Genomic DNA, 15,813 nt, shown 5'->3' on the forward strand with positions numbered 1-15,813 from the left:
CGTTGATCAACGGCTTCACTATGCGGCAGGGGCCGATGCCCGGGAAAGGGCTGCCGCGATCCGCGAAATTTTCGCTTCCTCCCGGCCGATTGGTCTGCACCAAACTCTTGACATGTTCATATCTCATTCCTTAAATCACGGAGTGAACTAAGTCTCCTCCCACCCCCCGCAGAAGCGGAGAAGAAATGCTCCGACCCCCCACCCGGTCCACGGCTCTCCTGGCCACCGCCGGGATCGCCGCGGCGCTCACCGTCCTCCAACCCACCCAGGCCGCCGCCGCCCTGCCCACGAGCTGGGCCACCGTCGTGAACGCCGGCAGCGGCAAGTGCCTCGACGCCCGCGCCGCCGCGACCGTCAACGGCACCGCCGTGCAGCAGTACACCTGCAACAGCACCACCGCCCAGCAGTGGAGCTTCACCCCGACCGGCGACGGTTACGTCCGCATCAACAACCGCAACGACGCGGCCCAGGTCGTGGACGTCAGCGACGTGTCCACGGCCGACAACGCGGCCGTGCACCTGTGGACGTACGGCGGCGGGAACAACCAGCAGTGGCAGGCCGTCGACGAGGGCGGCGGCGCCTACCACTTCGTCAACCGCAACAGCGGCAAGTGTCTCGACGTGCCCGCCGCCTCGACGGCCGACAGCGTCCAGCTGGTGCAGTACACCTGCAACGGCACGGCCGCCCAGCGCTTCCAGGTGGCACCCGTGAGCACCGCGCCCGGCGACGTCGACCTCGGCCCCAACGTCGTCGTCTTCGACCCCTCGATGCCGTCGGCGACCATCCAGAGCCGGTTGAACCAGATCTTCCAGCAGCAGGAGACGAACCAGTTCGGCTCCCAGCGCTACGCCGTCATGTTCAAGCCCGGCACCTACAGCAACGACGTCAACGTCGGCTTCTACACCCAGGTGCTGGGCCTCGGTCAGTCGCCCGACTCGGTCACCATCAACGGTGCCGTCCATGTGGAGGCCGACTGGTTCCCGCCGCAGAACGCCACCCAGAACTTCTGGCGCGGTGCCGAGAACCTCTCCGTCAACCCCACCGGCGGTACCGACCGCTGGGCGGTCTCGCAGGCCTCCGGCTACCGGCGCATGCACGTCCGCGGCAACCTCGAACTTAGCGACGGCGGTTGGTCCAGCGGCGGCTTCATGGCCGACAGCAAGATCGACGGACAGGTCCGCTCCGGCACCCAGCAGCAGTGGCTGACCCGCAACTCCCAGCTGGGCAGCTGGACCGGCTCCAACTGGAACATGGTCTTCGTCGGCAGTCAGGGCGTCCCCGGCAACAGCTTCCCCAACCCGCCCTACACCACGGTGAACCAGACCCCGACGGTCCGCGAGAAGCCCTTCCTCTACGTCGACCAGGCGGGCGCCTACAGGGTGTTCGTGCCGTCGACACGCACCAACTCCTCCGGCACCAGCTGGGCGAACGGCAACGCGGCGGGCACCTCGCTCGGCATGGACCAGTTCTACGTCGTCAAGCCGGGGGCGACGGCCGCACAGCTCAACGCGGCCCTGGCCGCGGGCAAGAACCTGCTGGTCACCCCGGGCGTCTACCACCTCGACCAGACCCTGCGCGTGACCCGCCCCGACACGGTCGTCCTGGGCCTCGGCCTCGCCACCTTCATCCCCGACAACGGCATCACGGCCATGACCGTCGCCGACGTCGACGGGGTGAAGCTCGCGGGCGTCCTCTTCGACGCCGGGACCACCAACTCGCAGACCCTCGTGGAGATCGGCCCGTCCGGAGCCGCCGCCGACCACGCGGCCAACCCCACCTCGCTGCACGACGTGTACTTCCGCGTCGGCGGCGCCGCCGTGGGCAAGGCGACCACCAGCCTCGTCGTGAACAGCGACGACGTCATCGGCGACCACATGTGGATCTGGCGCGGGGACCACGGCAGCGGCATCGGCTGGAACACCAACACCGCCGACACCGGGCTCGTCGTCAACGGCGACGACGTCACCATGTACGGCCTGTTCGTCGAGCACTACCAGAAGCACCAGACCATCTGGAACGGCAACGGCGGCCGGACGTACTTCTACCAGAACGAGATGCCCTACGACCCGCCCAACCAGGCCGCCTGGATGAACGGCTCCACCCAGGGCTACGCCGCCTACAAGGTCGCGAACTCCGTCACCAGCCACCAGGCCTACGGGCTCGGCAGCTACTGCTACTTCAACGTCAACCCGAGCGTCACCGCCGAGCACGCCTTCGAGGTGCCCAACACCCCGAACGTGCGCTTCCAGAACATGGTGACCGTGTCCCTGGGCGGCACCGGAACCATCCGGCACGTCATCAACGACCGGGGCGGCCCGTCCAACTCCTCGACCAACGTGGCCAACTGGGTGACCTACCCGTAGACCGCGCCCCGTCCTGCGACGGCCGACCTGAGCCGCGGTCGTCGTAGGACACCCCCCGCGCCCTCGACCGGCGCTCGATGCCCGCTCGAGGTCCCGCCGGGACGAGCCCGACCGTGCAACCGGAGCCGGGCCTTCAGGACCTGGGCCGGACGCGCGACGCACCCACGCCACCTGAGCAGTTCACTCAGCGGAGTCGGCAACCGCACGCTCCGTGCACACGTTCTCCGCAGAGACTGGAGTACGAAGGCATGTGGGGAACAGCACTTTGGGCGTATGGTCCGATCATGGACGGTCGAAATGATCACAATTCCTCCCCGCGCCTGACCGACATGGCGCAACTCGTGCGTCTGCCCGCCGCGTTGAGCGTCCCCGGAGACGTCCTCGCCGGTGCTGTCGCGAGCTCCGGGACGCCCCGCCCCCGCGTCCTCGGCACGATGGCGTCCTCCGTCGCCCTCTACTGGGCCGGAATGGCGCTCAACGACTACGCGGACGCGACCGTCGACGCGGTCGAGCGGCCCCAACGCCCCGTACCCTCCGGGCGGGTGGCCCGCCGCACCGCGCTCGCCACCGCCTGCGGACTCACCGCCGCCGGACTCGGCCTCGCCGCCCTGACCGGCGGACGGCGGGCACTCGGCGTCACGCTGCCCCTGACCGGGCTGATCTGGGCCTACGACCTCGGCCTGAAGTCCACGCCCGCAGGACCCGCCGCCATGGCGGGCGCCCGCGCTCTGAACGTCCTGGCCGGAGCCGAGCCCGGACGCAGGGCCGCCGCACTGCCCGCCGCCCTGCTGACCGGCGCGCACATCTACACCGTCACCACCCTCAGCCGCCACGAGGTCTCCGGCGCCCCGCGCCAGGTACCCGCCGTCACGCTCGCCGGCAGCACCGCAACAGCCCTGGCCGCGGCGGCACTTCCCGGCGTACGCAAGCGCGGCCGGGCGGCCCGGATCGGCGCCGCCGCCGGAGCGCTCGGCTACCTCGTCTCGTACGGCGGCGCCCAGGCGCGCGCGGCACGGGAGCCGTCCGCGACCAACGTCCGTGACGCCGTCGGCACCGGGATCATGTCGTTGATGCCCCTCCAGGCGGCCCTCACCGCGGGCGGCGGGGGAGCCGGCCTCGCCGGGATCCTGGCCGCCGCCCACCCCCTGGCCCGCAGACTCGCCCGGAAGGTGTCCCCGACATGACCCTCATACCCGACAGCGTGCCCGTCAGGACCCCCGCGCCCGTCGAGCGGCTCCGGTTCGGATTCGGCACCAACGGATTCGCCCACCACCGTCTGGACGACGTCCTGACCGTCCTCGCGGACCTGGGCTACGACTCGGTCGGCCTGACCCTCGACCACACCCACCTCGACCCGTACGCCCCCGACCTTCCCCGCCGGGTCGACCGCCTCGCGCAGCGGTTGGACCGCCTGGGGATGGCCGTCATGGTGGAGACCGGGTCGCCGTACCTGCTCGACCCGTGGCACAAGCACCACCCCACGCTGATGTCCGTCCACGGCGTCGAGCGCCGCGTGGACCTGCTGGCTCGGGCCATCCGCGTCGCGGCCGACCTGGGCGCCCCGGCCGTGCATCTGTGCAGCGGCCCCGCGCCCGAGGGCGTCCCCGAGGACGAGGCCTGGAAGCGGCTCGCCGTGGGGTGCGAGGAGGTCCTGGAGATCGCCCAGGAGCACGGCGTCGCCCTGGGCTTCGAGCCCGAGCCGTACATGTTCGTCGACACCGTGGAACGGGTCCTGGAACTGCGGCGCCGAGTCGGTGATCACGACCTGTTCGGCATCACCCTCGACATCGGACACGCCCACTGCGTCGAGGAGATCAGCCTGCTCGACTGCGTCGCGCTGGCGGCGCCCCACCTGGTGAACGTGCAGATCGAGGACATGCGGCGAGGCGTCCACCAGCACCTCGAGTTCGGCGCCGGCGAGATCGACTTCCCGCCCGTCCTGGCCGCGCTCAAAGCCTCCGGGTACGCGGGACCGGTCTCGGTGGAGATCCAGGGCGCGTCCCTCGACGCACCCGACGTCGCCCGCCGCTCCCTGGAGTTCCTGAAGGCCGCCGAGCCCTTCTGAGGCCGCGCCTCCCTCCCTCAGCAGGCAGCACATCCGAACAGGAGATCTGTGCCGTGGACTTCGACCTGGCCACCGCGCTCGACCGACAACTGACCCCCGACGCAAGGCAATGGCTGACCGAAGCCGTCACCAGCGTCGGACAGGACCCCACCGCCGTACGGGGAGCCTTCCCGGCCGTCGCCCGGCGGTGCGGACGCGGACCGCTCGCCGCCGGCTGGACCGTCGCCGACGCCGCCCGCGCCCGACTGCTCCAAGCGCTGCCGCTGCGCGGGGCGGACCTCGCCGCGGAGATCGCGGACCTCCACCGGTACGGGGACGCCGCCGAACAGCGGGCTGTCCTGCGCTCCTTGGCCCTGCTGGAGGACGCCGACCCCACCTTCGCCGACCTCGGCCTGCCCCTGGTGCACAGCGCGCTGCGCGGCAACGACACCGGGCTGATCGAGGCCGCCCTCGGCCCGTACGCCGCACGCCACCTGGACCCGGACGGCTACCGCCACGCCGTACTGAAGTGTGTCTTCTGCGGGATCCCCCTCGACCGGGTGGCCGGGCTGACCGAGCGCGCGGACCGCGAACTCGCCCGCATGCTGGCCGACTTCGCCCACGAGCGGGTCGCCGCGGGCCGGGCCGTGCCCGCCGACGTCTGGCCGATCCTGCGGGACCACCCCGGCACCCTGGAGGCCTCCGGACTGCCCGCCGAGGCCGACTCCCCCTCACCCGACCGCCGAGCCGCCGCCGCCCAGGCCCTCGCCGCTTTCAACGGAGCCGCATGATGCGCATCTTCGACCCGCACATCCACATGACCTCCCGCACCACCGACGACTACGAGGCCATGTACGCCGCCGGCGTCCGCGCGGTGGTGGAACCCTCCTTCTGGCTCGGCCAGCCGCGCACCTCCGTGGACAGCTTCACCGACTACTTCGACGCGCTCCTCGGCTGGGAGCCGTACCGCGCCGCCCAGTTCGGCATCCAGCACCGCTGCACCGTCGCCCTCAACCCGAAGGAGGCCAACGACCCCCGCTGCAAGGGCGTGTTGGACATCCTGCCGCGCTACCTCGCCAAGGACGGCGTGGTGGCCGTCGGAGAGATCGGCTACGACTCCATGACCCCCGAGGAGGACGAGGCCCTCGCCCGCCAGCTCCAACTCGCCGTCGAGAACGAGCTGCCCGCGCTGGTCCACACCCCGCACCGCGACAAGGCCGTCGGCACCCGGCGCACGCTCGACGTCGTCCGCGAGTCCGGCATCCCGCCCGAGCACGTCCTCGTCGACCACCTCAACGAACTCACCGTGGGCATGGTCGCGGACAGCGGCTGCTGGATGGGCTTCTCCATCTACCCGGACACCAAGCTCACCGAGGACCGCATGGTGCGCATCCTCCAGGAGCACGGCACCGAGCGGATGCTCGTCAACTCGGCCGCCGACTGGGGCCGCAGCGACCCCCTGAAGACCCGCAAGACCGCCGACGCGATGCTCGCCGCCGGCTTCGACGCGGACACCGTCGACCAGGTCATGTGGCGCAACCCCGCGGCCTTCTACGGGCAGAGCGGCCGTCTCGACCTGGAGGACGTGAAGCCCGACGCCGCGGCGCTCTTCGAGGGCAACTCCGTCAAACGCGGCGGAGAGTGAGCACCCCGTGCGCTTCCGACACCCCGACGGCACCACGGTCCACCTCGCCTACTGCTCCAACGTCCACCAGGCCGAGGACCTCGACGGGATCGTGGACCAGCTCGCCGCCTACACCGAGCCCGTACGCCGGACCCTCGACGCGGACCTGCTCGGCATCGGGCTGTGGCTGGCCCGCGACGTCGTCACCGAGCTGACCACCGACCCGGCGGCCCTGCGCCGCCTGCGCACCGAACTGGCCGCGCGCGGACTGGAGACGGTCACCCTCAACGCCTTTCCCTACGGCGGATTCCACCGCGAGGTGGTGAAGAAGGACGTCTACCTGCCCGACTGGACCGACCCCGCCCGCCTGCGCTACACCGTCGACTGCGCCCGGGTGCTCGCGGGACTGCTGCCGGACGACGCCCGGCGCGGCAGCGTCTCCACCCTGCCGCTGGCCTGGCGCACCCCCTGGCCGGCCGAGGCACGGGACACGGCCCGGCACGCCCTGGACCGGCTCACCGGGGAACTGGCCCGGGTGGAGCGGGAGACCGGCCGTACCGTCAGGGTGGGATTCGAGCCCGAACCGGGATGCGTGGTGGAGAACACCGTCCAAGCGGCCCGGGAACTCGGCGGAGTGGATCCCGAGCGGCTCGGGATCTGTCTGGACACCTGCCACCTCGCCGTGCAGTTCGAGGAGCCCCTCGCGGCACTGGGCCGCCTCGCCGCCGCCGGGCTCCCGGTCGTCAAGGTCCAGGCCTCCAGCGCCCTCCAGGCCGACGACCCCACGGACCCGCAGGCGCGGCGCGCCCTCGCCCGGTTCGCCGAGCCCCGCTTCCTGCACCAGACGCGCACCGCCCCGAACGGCACCGTCACCGGCGTGGACGACCTGCCGGAGGCGCTGGCGGGCGGCCTGGACCCCGACTCGTCCTGGCGGGTGCACTTCCACGCGCCCCTGCACGCTCGGCCCGAGCCGCCGCTGACCACCACGACCACCGAACTGACCTGGACCCTCGATGCGTTGCTCGGCGGTCCGCAGGCGCTCTGCGACCACATCGAGGTCGAGACCTACACCTGGTCGGTCCTCCCCGCCCACCTCCGCCCCCGGGACCGCGAGGGCCTCGTCACGGGCCTGGCCGCCGAACTGGCCTGGGTGCGCGGCCGGTTCGAGGAACTGGGCCTGACCTCCCACTCACGCAAGGAGCCCGTCTCATGACCCGACTGGTCGTCCTCGACATCGTCGGTCTCACCCCTCGCATGCTCCGTCACATGCCCGCCGTCTCGGCCGTCGCCGAACAGGGCTTCCAGGCCCGCCTCAACACCGTGCTGCCCGCCGTCACCTGCTCCGTGCAGTCCACCCTGCTCACCGGAGCCCCGCCCGCCGAGCACGGCATCGTCGGCAACGGCTGGTACTTCCGCGACCTCGGTGAGGTCATGCTGTGGCGCCAGCACAACGCCCTCGTCGGCGGCGAGAAGATCTGGCACACCGCCCGGCGGACCCGCCCCGACTACAAGGTCGCCAACGTCTGCTGGTGGTACGCCATGGGCGCCGACGTCGACCTCACCGTCACCCCGCGCCCGGTCTACTACTCCGACGGCCGCAAGGAACCCGACTGCTACACGCGGCCGCCCGCCCTGCACGACGAACTCACCGACCGGCTCGGCCCGTTCCCCCTGTTCACCTACTGGGGCCCCAACGCGGGCATGCCCTCCAGCCAGTGGATCCTCGCGGCCGCCCGGCAGATCTTCGACGAGCACCGCCCCGACCTCACCCTGGTGTACGTACCGCACCTCGACTACGAGCCCCAGCGCTCCGGCCCGGACTCCCCGCAGTCCGCCCGCGAGGCCCGCCGCCTCGACGACGCCCTACGGCCGCTGCTGGAGCACTTCCGCCGCGAGGACGCGACGGTGGTGATCCTCAGCGAGTACGGCATCGCCCCCGCCTCCCGTCCCGTCGACATCAACCGCGCCCTGCGCCGGGCCGGGCTGCTCGAGGTGCACACGCAGGACGGCATGGAGTACCTCGACCCCTGGACCTCCCGCGCCTTCGCCGTCGCGGACCACCAGATCGCCCACGTCTACGTCCGTGACCCCGCCGACGTCGACGCCGTGGCGAAGATCGTCGGTGAACTCCCGGGCGTCGACCAGGTGTTGGGCGAGGAGGGCAAGGCAGCGCACGGGCTGGACCACGAACGCTCGGGCGAGCTGGTCGCGGTGGCCGACCCCGACGCCTGGTTCACGTACTACTACTGGCTGGACGACGACCTCGCCCCCGACTTCGCCCGCCAGGTCGAGATCCACCGCAAGCCCGGCTACGACCCCGCCGAGCTGCTCTACGACCCCACCGTGTCCGGGGTGAAGGCCCGCGCCATCGGCCAGGTCGCCCGCAAGAAGGCCGGGCTGCGCTACCGCATCCAGACGGTCCCCCTGGACCCCTCCGGCGTCCGCGGCAGCCACGGCCGCCTGCCGCAGGACCCGCAGGACAGCCCCGTACTGCTGTGCTCGCGCCCCGGGCCTGCCCGCGACGAGATCGACGCGACCGACGTCAAGAAGCTCCTGCTGTCCCTCTCGGACATCACCACCGACTGACCACGGCAGCCGTCCCCTTCGGGGCAAGGGTGCCCTGTCGCATGACGCACCTGAGGGCACCGGCCGCGTGATAGGCCGGTGCCCTCAGGTGCGTGCGCTGTCTACTTGGGTTCGTTGTCGAACTTGGCGGCTGCCCAGAAGTAGCCGAGGGCGGCCAGACCGAGGGACCAGGCGAGGGTGAGCCAGCCGTTGTGGCCGATCTCGGTGCCGAGCAGGAGGCCGCGCAGGGTCTCGATGGCGGGGGTGAAGGGCTGGTACTCGGCGATGGGCCGGAACCAGCCGGGCATGCTGTCGACGGGGACGAAGGCGCTGGAGATCAGCGGGAGGAAGATCAGGGGCATGGCGTTGTTGCTGGCGGCTTCGGCGTTGGGGCTGACCAGCCCCATGCCGACGGCGATCCAGGTGAGGGCCAGGGCGAACAGGACGAGGAGGCCGAAGGCGGCGAGCCATTCCAGGGGGGTGGCGTCGGTGGAGCGGAAGCCGATGGCGACGGCGACGGTGGCGACGAGCAGGACGCTGGCCACGCATTGCAGGACGCTGCCGATGACGTGTCCGATGAGGACCGAGCCGCGGTGGATGGCCATGGTGCGGAAGCGGGCGATGATGCCTTCGCTCATGTCGGTGGAGACGGAGACGGCGGTGCCGATGGTGGTGGAGCCGATGGTCATCAGCAGGATGCCGGGGACGAGGTAGGCGACGTAGGCGTCCCGGCCGGCGCCCGCGCCTGCGATGCCGGCGCTCATCGCGTCGCCGAAGAGGTAGACGAACAGCAACAGCAGCATGACCGGGGTGAGCAGCAGGTTCAGGGTGAGGGAGGGGTAGCGGCGGGCGTGCAGGAGGTTGCGGCGCAGCATGGTGGAGGAGTCGCGCACGGCGAGGGCGAGGGTGCTCATCGGACGGACTCCCGGGTCTCGTTGGTGTGGTTGGCTTCGTTCACTTCGCTGGTTTCGCCGGTGAGGGCGAAGAAGACGTCGTCCAGGTCGGGGGTGTGCACGGTCAGTTCGTCCGCCTCCACACCGGCGGCGTCCAACCAGTCGAGGAGGGCGCGCAGTTCGCGCTGGCTGCCGGCGCTGGGGATGTGGAGCGTGAGCGCCTTGTCGTCGCGGGTGGTCTCGCGCAGTGCGGTGGCTGCCTGGTGGTAGGTGTGGGGATCGGTGAAGCGCAGGCGGACGTGGCCGCCGGGGACGAGCCGTTTGAGTTCCTCCGCGCTGCCCTCGGCGGCGATCCGGCCGTGGTGCAGGACCGCGATGCGGTCGGCGAGTTGGTCGGCCTCCTCCAGGTACTGGGTGGTGAGGAAGACGGTGACGCCGTCGGCGACCAGGGCGCGGATGATCTGCCACATGGTGTGGCGGCTGCGGGGGTCCAGTCCGGTGGTCGGTTCGTCGAGGAAGATGACGCGTGGGCTGCCGACCAGGGTCATGGCGATGTCCAGGCGGCGTTTCATGCCGCCGGAGTAGGTGGAGGCGGGCTTCTTCGCGGCCGCGGTGAGGTCGAAGCGGTCAAGTAGTTCGGCCGCGACGCGGCGTCCGTCGGCCTTGGGCAGGTGGTGCAGGTCGGCCATCAGGAGCATGTTCTCCTCGCCGGTGATCAGCCCGTCGACGGCGGAGAACTGTCCGGTGACCCCGATCGCGGCCCGCACCCGCTGCGGGGCGGCGGCCAGGTCGTGGCCGGCGACCTCGACCCGGCCACCGTCCGCGGAGATCAACGTGGACAGGATCTGCACGGTGGTGGTCTTGCCCGCCCCGTTCGCACCGAGCAACGCGAATACCGATCCCACCGGGATACGCAGGTCGATACCGTCCAGGACGGTCTTGTCACCGTAGGACTTGCGCAGCCCGACGGCGGAGATGGCGGCGGGCGACGAGTCGCTCCCACCCGCGCTGGATGTGGACATGACAGATGAAGGCATGGGGCCCTCCGGTCGAAGGGTGAGGGATGAAGGGTGAAGGGTGAAGGGTGAAGGGTGAGGGGGCCGCGGTGAGGAGGCCGTCGTGCGGGGTGTCATGGTGAGGGCAGCGGTCGGGGCTCAGGCCTTGGCGCGCAGGATGTCGATGTTGCCCCAGTTTGTCCGCGCGTGGACCTTGACGGTGTCGTCGGTGTGCTCCGGCGCCTCGGACGCGGCGAGCGTGTTGCGGACCTGTCCGCGGTTGGAGCTGACGTCGAGCCAGGCGGCGGTGCCCTCGCGGATCCCGATCTCGATGGAGCCGTTGGAGGTCTCCAACTGCACGTTGCCGCGCGTGACTTCGGCGACGCGCAGGGCGCCGTTCGTGCTGGTGCCGGTGACCGAGGACTCGGCGCGCGCGATGTCGATGCCGCCGTTGGCGCCGCTGACCCGCAGCTCTCCGGTCACGGCGCCGACGGTCGTGGTGCCGTGCGAGTTCTTCAGGACGGCGGGGCCGTCGACGAGACCGACGCGCAGGTTGCCGGAGCTGGTGGTGATCTCGGCGGCCCCCTCGACGCGGTCCACCGTGATCGAGCCGTGGGACACGGTCAGATGTGCCGGGCCGGTGGTGTCGAGGCGGACTTCACCGGTGGAGGCCTTCACGCGGACCTCGCCGAGCCGGCCCACGCCGAGCACCTGGGTCCACTCCCCGGTCAGGTCGAGGTGCGAGCCCGTGGGCAGTTCGACCGTGACATCCACGACCCCGGAGGTCCCGACGAGGCGGCGCTGCTTCGTGCGGACGGTCAGGACGCCGCCGGTGAACGAGACCTCGGTCTGCTCGGCGGCCCGTACGTCCTTGTCCCGCTTCGGGTCGCGGGGGCGTACCTCGACGACCGTCTCCGGACGGTCGCTCGCGGTGAGCTGGAGGGAGCCGGCGTCCACGCGGGCGGTGGCCTGGATCGGTTCGGGGGTGTCGAAAGAAGGCATGGCTGTCCCGTCCTGTTGAGTCCGTGAGGTGTCCCCGCTGGTGGGACGTGGTGGGGGAGGTGCGCGGCGTGCGGTCAGCGCACCCAGCCGGTGAAGCTCTGTCCGACGGTCCGGGGCCTCTCCGGTGTCCGTGCGCGGGCACCGTCGTCGACCGCGGCCGACACCGCGCGCACCAGCCACGCGTTGACCGACAGCCCCTCGCGGTTCGCGGCCTCCTCGGCGCGCGCCTTGAGATGGGCCGGCAGGCGCAGGTTGACACGGGCGGTGCCACCCTCGTCGCCGTCGGCCGGCGCCGGTGCCGGGGTCCTGAGGGGTTCGGCGGGCGGGGCCGGCTCCTCGGTGCCGCTGGCGTAGGTGGGAGGCGGAGTCACCACGAAGTCGGGGTCGAGCCCGCGCAGTCGCACGTCGACCGAGCCGGGGGCGAGTTCACGGGTGATCTCGTCCATCGCGGCGGAAAGCACGTTGAGCAGGGTCAGTCGGGTCGCCGACTCAAGGGGAGCGGTGAGCCGCTCCGCCAGCTCGCGGGCTTCGTCGCCACCGGCTTCGGCGGCCACCGCGAGTTCGCGGCGGAGGGTGTCGACATACGGCGTGAGGTCCATGACGCCATCATGGCACCACTATGGCGCCACGCGCAAACCAAGAGGTGGCGTCTCGCTGTGGATCTTCTCGCGCTCACGCCGCTGACCTGCGGAAATGCGGCGATGGGTGCGGTTTCGGGCGTGGCGCAGACACCGTCAGTCAAGTGCGCGGGTGTCGTGCGGGGCCACATGTGGCACCACGAGTCGCCAAGTAGGCGCTATAGCGGTGCCACGCAGGTGTCACCCGCCCTCACCGCCTCCCGGGCGGCTCGTTGCGCCAAGGTCAACGCGTCGGAGTCACCCGCGAGGTGCCGCCGTGCTGCCGCGGACCACCAGGGTCGTCGGGACGAGATCCGTGCCGGGGCGCGTTCCGTCCGGCGTGCGGATCTGCTGGAGCACCGTGTGGACGCACCGGCGGCCCACCTCGGCGAAGTCCTGGTGGACGGTGGTCAGGGGCGGCACGAAGAACGCCGCTTCGGGGATGTCGTCGAACCCGACCACGCTGATGTCGTCGGGGACGGCCCGGCCGCGTTCGTGGAAGGCGCGCAGCAGGCCCAGCGCCATCTGGTCGTTGGCGGCGAACACGGCCGTGCAGTCGGGCTCCTCGGCGAGCGAGAGGCCGGCCGCGTGGCCCGACTCGGCGGACCAGTCCCCGTGCAGCGGCGGCGGCACCGGCCGTCCGGCCTCCGTCAGCACCGTGCGCCAGGCCTGGGTCCGGCGCTGCGCGGAGAAGGACGTCTGCGGGCCGGTGACGTGCCACACGGTGCGATGCCCCAGGTCGAGCAGGTGGCGTACGGCCTTGCGGGTGCCGTCGGCCTGGTCGGTGTCGACCACGCTGTAGCGGTCGCCGGCGTCGGAGTCCACCACCACGACGTGGACGCCGGGCGGCAGTTGGACCGTCCCGGTGTCCAGGAGGTGGACCTCCATGATGACGATCACCGCGTCCACGGCCAGCTCGCCCATGCGCGTGAAGGCCCCCAGCACGTTGTCCTGGGTGGGCACGTCGATGGGGATCAGGGTGATCGCGTAGCCCTCCGCCGCGGCATGGGTCGCGATCGCCTCCAGGGTGCGGCTGCTGCCGGTGGAGGAGAGGCTGAAGAGGATCACGCCGATGGTGTTGAACTGCCCGTACCGCAGGGCGCGGGCCGCGCTGTTGGGGCGGTAGCCGAGGTCACGCATCGCTGCGAGGACCTGCTCCCGGGTCGAACTGATCACCCCGGGATGGCCGTTGGAGACCCGGGAGACGGTCTGGGACGACACCCCGGCGCGCCGGGCGACGTCGGCCATCGACACCCGCTGCCTGCGGCGCCCGCCGGGGACATCGGTACCGCCCCGCTCCGCCACGGTGTCTCCTTCTGCCGGTCCTGGTCGTGTGCGTGTCGCATCGGATGTTACGTGTGGGAAACCTTGACGGCTCCGGAGGCGGATGCCACGATTCCGGCGCTGCGATGTTTACGTAAACATCGCTGATGTTCACGCAAACACGCTGTCCCTCCGGAGGTTGGTCGATGCGCAAGACCCCTGTCAGTCCCCGCCGCAGGTCCCGGGCGCGGGCCGCCCTCGTCGCGGTCGCCCTGGCCGCCGTGACCGGCTCCACCCTCACGGGCAGCCCGGCCTCCGCCACGACGAGCCTCGACACCACCCAGTTCAAGGGCGTCAACTGGGCTGATCCGCGCGACAACTTCGCCGACGACGAACTCCAGCTCTCCGGTCTGTCCACCTCGGACACCTACCGCCAGACGTACACCAAGGCCAGCCGGATCATCGCCGCGTTCCGCGCGAACCTCGGCGCCAACACCGTGCGACTGCCGATCAACCCGTACACGGTCAACGGCTCCTACTGGAAGTCGTACCGAGGTGTCATCGACGCGGCGACGGCGCAGGGCTTCAAGGTCATCGTCTCCTACTGGGAGGGGACGGGGGAGCGCAAGGACGGCTACATCGACGACACCGCCACGTACTGGCCGATGTGGAACACCGTGGTGAAGGCCTACAAGAACAACTCGAAGGTCTACTTCGAGCCGATGAACGAGCCGCACGGCTACACCGACACCGAGTGGGCCGACATAGCCGCGAAGTGGCTCGACACCTACGCGAAGGTGCCGCGCAAGCGCGTCTTCGTCAGCGGCGCCGGCTACAACGACCACGTCACCTCGGTCTGCGCCGACCCGCGCCTGAAGGGCACCTACCTGTCGTTGCACCACTACGGCTTCTGGAAGTCGTACGCCACCTACGACGAGTGGGTCGCCGACCTGAAGGTGCGCATCGGGGACTGTGCGAACCGGACCGTCGCCGACGAGTTCGGCGCCCCGATGACGACCGGCCTGAACTACAACGTGCCGACCCCGGACGACAACTTCGTCAACTACGTCCAGGCCGTCACCGACACCTTCCGTGAGCTGAAGATGGGCTCGGTGTACTGGCCGGGGCTGCGGACCGACGACACGTACTCCCTGCAGACCCTGGTCGGCGACCCGGCGCGGCCGTGGCTCGCCACGACCAACCAGTCCGGCGCGGACCGGCTCGCCTGGGCATGGGGACGGGGCAAGCCCGTCCAGAAGTGACCGCGTACGGTCGGGGGCCGCGGCACTGGTGCGCCGCGACCCCCGACCGTCGTTCGGTCAGCCGAACATGCCGGGCTGGTAGTCGCCGGCGGGCTGCTGGATCATGACGTTGATGCGGTTGTAGAGGTTGATGAGGGCGATGCAGGCGACGAGGGCGGCGAGCTGGTCGTCGTCGTAGTGCTTCTTGGCGTTCTGCCAGACCTCGTCGCTGACGCCGCCGGCGCCGTCGGCGATGCGGGTGCCTTCCTCGGCGAGGGCGAGGGCGGCGCGTTCGGCCTCGGTGAAGACCTTGGCCTCGCGCCAGGCGGCGACGAGGTGGAGGCGTTCGTGGCTCTCGCCAGCGGCGACGGCGTCCTTGGTGTGCATGTCGGTGCAGAAGCCGCAGCCGTTGATCTGGCTGGCGCGGAGCTTGACGAGTTCCTGGGTGGCGTGGGGGAGGGTGGAGTCCGAGACCGCCTTGCCCGCCGAGTTGACGTACCGGATGACCTTGCCGACGAGCGGGTTCTCGAAGAGGTTCAGGCGGGCTTCCATGGTGTGCTCCTGTGGCGTTGGTGTCGATGCCTACGCCTCTTTGACGGAACGGCCACCCCCAGATGTGACAGCCCCGAATGTGACGTGAGCCACGCCCTCCTCCTCGGTCGTCACCGGGCGGCGCGGGCCCGGTGACGGCGTACCGCGTCCCGGTTGGCGCAGCGGGTCGAGCAGTAGCGCTGTCTGCCGGTGCGGGAGGTGTCGGCGAAGACCGTGGTGCACTCCGGCACGGCGCAGCGGCTGAGCCGGTGCATGCCGCGGCCCGACAGGTGGAGCGCGGTGCCCACGGCGACCAGGGAGGACAGTACGCCGCCCAGTGGTTGCCCCTCGTCGCGGTAGTGCAGATGCCAGCCGCTGCCCACGTGGTTGGTCATCCGCGGGTAGGCGGCGGCCGCGGCCAGCATCCGGTTGACCAGGTCGGCGCGCTCCCCCTCGTCGTCGGCGTCGACGACCTTCTCCCAGGCGTCGAGGAGCTCCCAGGTGCGCTCCAGGTCCTCGGCGGTGGCGGGGCCCTCCACGGTCAGCCCGGCGGCGCGGCAGCGGTCGGTGAGGTCCCCGGCGCTCGACGGGCGGTGGTTGACCAGGTCGACGGCGAGGTTCACGGCATCCTCGCCGTAAGGGTTGAGATGCATAAGGGCATTACATCAGGGTCGT

15 protein-coding genes are annotated in these 15,813 nt (G+C 70.9%); 8 read left to right on the forward strand and 7 right to left on the reverse strand.

Annotated elements, in window-relative coordinates; genetic code table 11:
• Window positions 1-185: 185 nt before the first annotated feature.
• From ACH41F_RS29280 to ACH41F_RS29310, 7 genes are all read left to right on the forward strand, one after another.
• Window positions 186-2,363, forward strand: coding sequence for an RICIN domain-containing protein (locus ACH41F_RS29280; RefSeq protein ID WP_391243030.1), 2,178 nt, complete (start codon window positions 186-188; stop codon window positions 2,361-2,363).
• A 284-nt stretch (window positions 2,364-2,647) separates the two neighbouring features.
• On the forward strand, window positions 2,648-3,547 hold the full coding sequence (locus ACH41F_RS29285; protein WP_391243033.1) for an SCO3242 family prenyltransferase: 900 nt from the start codon (window positions 2,648-2,650) through the stop codon (window positions 3,545-3,547).
• Window positions 3,544-4,428 carry a sugar phosphate isomerase/epimerase family protein gene (locus ACH41F_RS29290; protein WP_398838177.1) on the forward strand — a complete coding sequence of 295 codons (885 nt, stop codon included), beginning with the start codon at window positions 3,544-3,546 and terminating at the stop codon, window positions 4,426-4,428. Before ACH41F_RS29285 ends, ACH41F_RS29290 begins: the two co-directional genes overlap by 4 nt.
• A 53-nt stretch (window positions 4,429-4,481) precedes the next feature.
• Window positions 4,482-5,198: an EboA domain-containing protein gene (locus tag ACH41F_RS29295; protein ID WP_391243038.1), complete on the forward strand. Its 717-nt coding sequence runs from the start codon at window positions 4,482-4,484 to the stop codon at window positions 5,196-5,198.
• Window positions 5,198-6,052: a TatD family hydrolase gene (locus ACH41F_RS29300; protein ID WP_398838316.1), complete on the forward strand. Its 855-nt coding sequence runs from the start codon at window positions 5,198-5,200 to the stop codon at window positions 6,050-6,052. Before ACH41F_RS29295 ends, ACH41F_RS29300 begins: the two co-directional genes overlap by 1 nt.
• 7 nt (window positions 6,053-6,059) lie before the next feature.
• Window positions 6,060-7,244, forward strand: a complete 1,185-nt coding sequence (gene eboE / locus ACH41F_RS29305) for a metabolite traffic protein EboE (protein WP_398838179.1) — start codon at window positions 6,060-6,062, stop codon at window positions 7,242-7,244.
• Window positions 7,241-8,617: an alkaline phosphatase family protein gene (locus ACH41F_RS29310; protein WP_398838181.1), complete on the forward strand. Its 1,377-nt coding sequence runs from the start codon at window positions 7,241-7,243 to the stop codon at window positions 8,615-8,617. The genes eboE and ACH41F_RS29310 overlap by 4 nt, the downstream gene beginning before the upstream one ends.
• A 101-nt stretch (window positions 8,618-8,718) precedes the next feature.
• Here ACH41F_RS29310 and ACH41F_RS29315 read toward each other — a convergent pair whose 3' ends face one another.
• The 5 genes from ACH41F_RS29315 to ACH41F_RS29335 all read right to left on the reverse strand — a co-directional run bounded on the left by ACH41F_RS29315 (window position 8,719) and on the right by ACH41F_RS29335 (window position 13,408).
• A complete protein-coding gene (locus tag ACH41F_RS29315) occupies window positions 8,719-9,510 on the reverse strand; it encodes an ABC transporter permease (RefSeq protein WP_391243047.1) in 792 nt (263 codons plus the stop codon).
• On the reverse strand, window positions 9,507-10,511 hold the full coding sequence (locus ACH41F_RS29320) for an ATP-binding cassette domain-containing protein (protein ID WP_398838182.1): 1,005 nt from the start codon (window positions 10,509-10,511) through the stop codon (window positions 9,507-9,509). Before ACH41F_RS29320 ends, ACH41F_RS29315 begins: the two co-directional genes overlap by 4 nt.
• Window positions 10,512-10,643: 132 nt before the next feature.
• Window positions 10,644-11,486: a DUF4097 family beta strand repeat-containing protein gene (locus tag ACH41F_RS29325; protein ID WP_398838183.1), complete on the reverse strand. Its 843-nt coding sequence runs from the start codon at window positions 11,484-11,486 to the stop codon at window positions 10,644-10,646.
• A gap of 74 nt (window positions 11,487-11,560) precedes the next feature.
• The gene (locus ACH41F_RS29330; protein WP_391243055.1) at window positions 11,561-12,085 is read right to left on the reverse strand and encodes a hypothetical protein; all 525 of its coding nucleotides are present in this window, start codon (window positions 12,083-12,085) and stop codon (window positions 11,561-11,563) included.
• Between the two features lie 276 nt (window positions 12,086-12,361).
• Window positions 12,362-13,408 (reverse strand): LacI family DNA-binding transcriptional regulator, encoded by a 1,047-nt coding sequence (locus tag ACH41F_RS29335; protein WP_398838185.1) that lies wholly within the window; start codon window positions 13,406-13,408, stop codon window positions 12,362-12,364.
• A 164-nt stretch (window positions 13,409-13,572) separates the two neighbouring features.
• On the opposite strand from ACH41F_RS29335, the gene ACH41F_RS29340 reads away from it, so the two are divergent.
• Window positions 13,573-14,628 carry a cellulase family glycosylhydrolase gene (locus ACH41F_RS29340; protein ID WP_391243061.1) on the forward strand — a complete coding sequence of 352 codons (1,056 nt, stop codon included), beginning with the start codon at window positions 13,573-13,575 and terminating at the stop codon, window positions 14,626-14,628.
• Between the two features lie 57 nt (window positions 14,629-14,685).
• Here the strand turns inward: ACH41F_RS29340 and ACH41F_RS29345 are convergent, their stop codons facing one another.
• Together ACH41F_RS29345 and ACH41F_RS29350 are read right to left on the reverse strand one after the other, a co-directional pair.
• Entirely contained in the window at window positions 14,686-15,159 is a 474-nt protein-coding gene (locus tag ACH41F_RS29345) for a carboxymuconolactone decarboxylase family protein (protein WP_398838187.1), read from the reverse strand.
• 110 nt (window positions 15,160-15,269) lie between these two features.
• Entirely contained in the window at window positions 15,270-15,791 is a 522-nt protein-coding gene (locus ACH41F_RS29350; RefSeq protein WP_391242239.1) for a CGNR zinc finger domain-containing protein, read from the reverse strand.
• Between the last annotated feature and the right edge of the window lie 22 nt (window positions 15,792-15,813).

The sequence above is a fragment of the Streptomyces sp. NPDC020489 genome, from assembly GCF_044386545.1.
Taxonomy (GTDB): domain Bacteria; phylum Actinomycetota; class Actinomycetes; order Streptomycetales; family Streptomycetaceae; genus Streptomyces.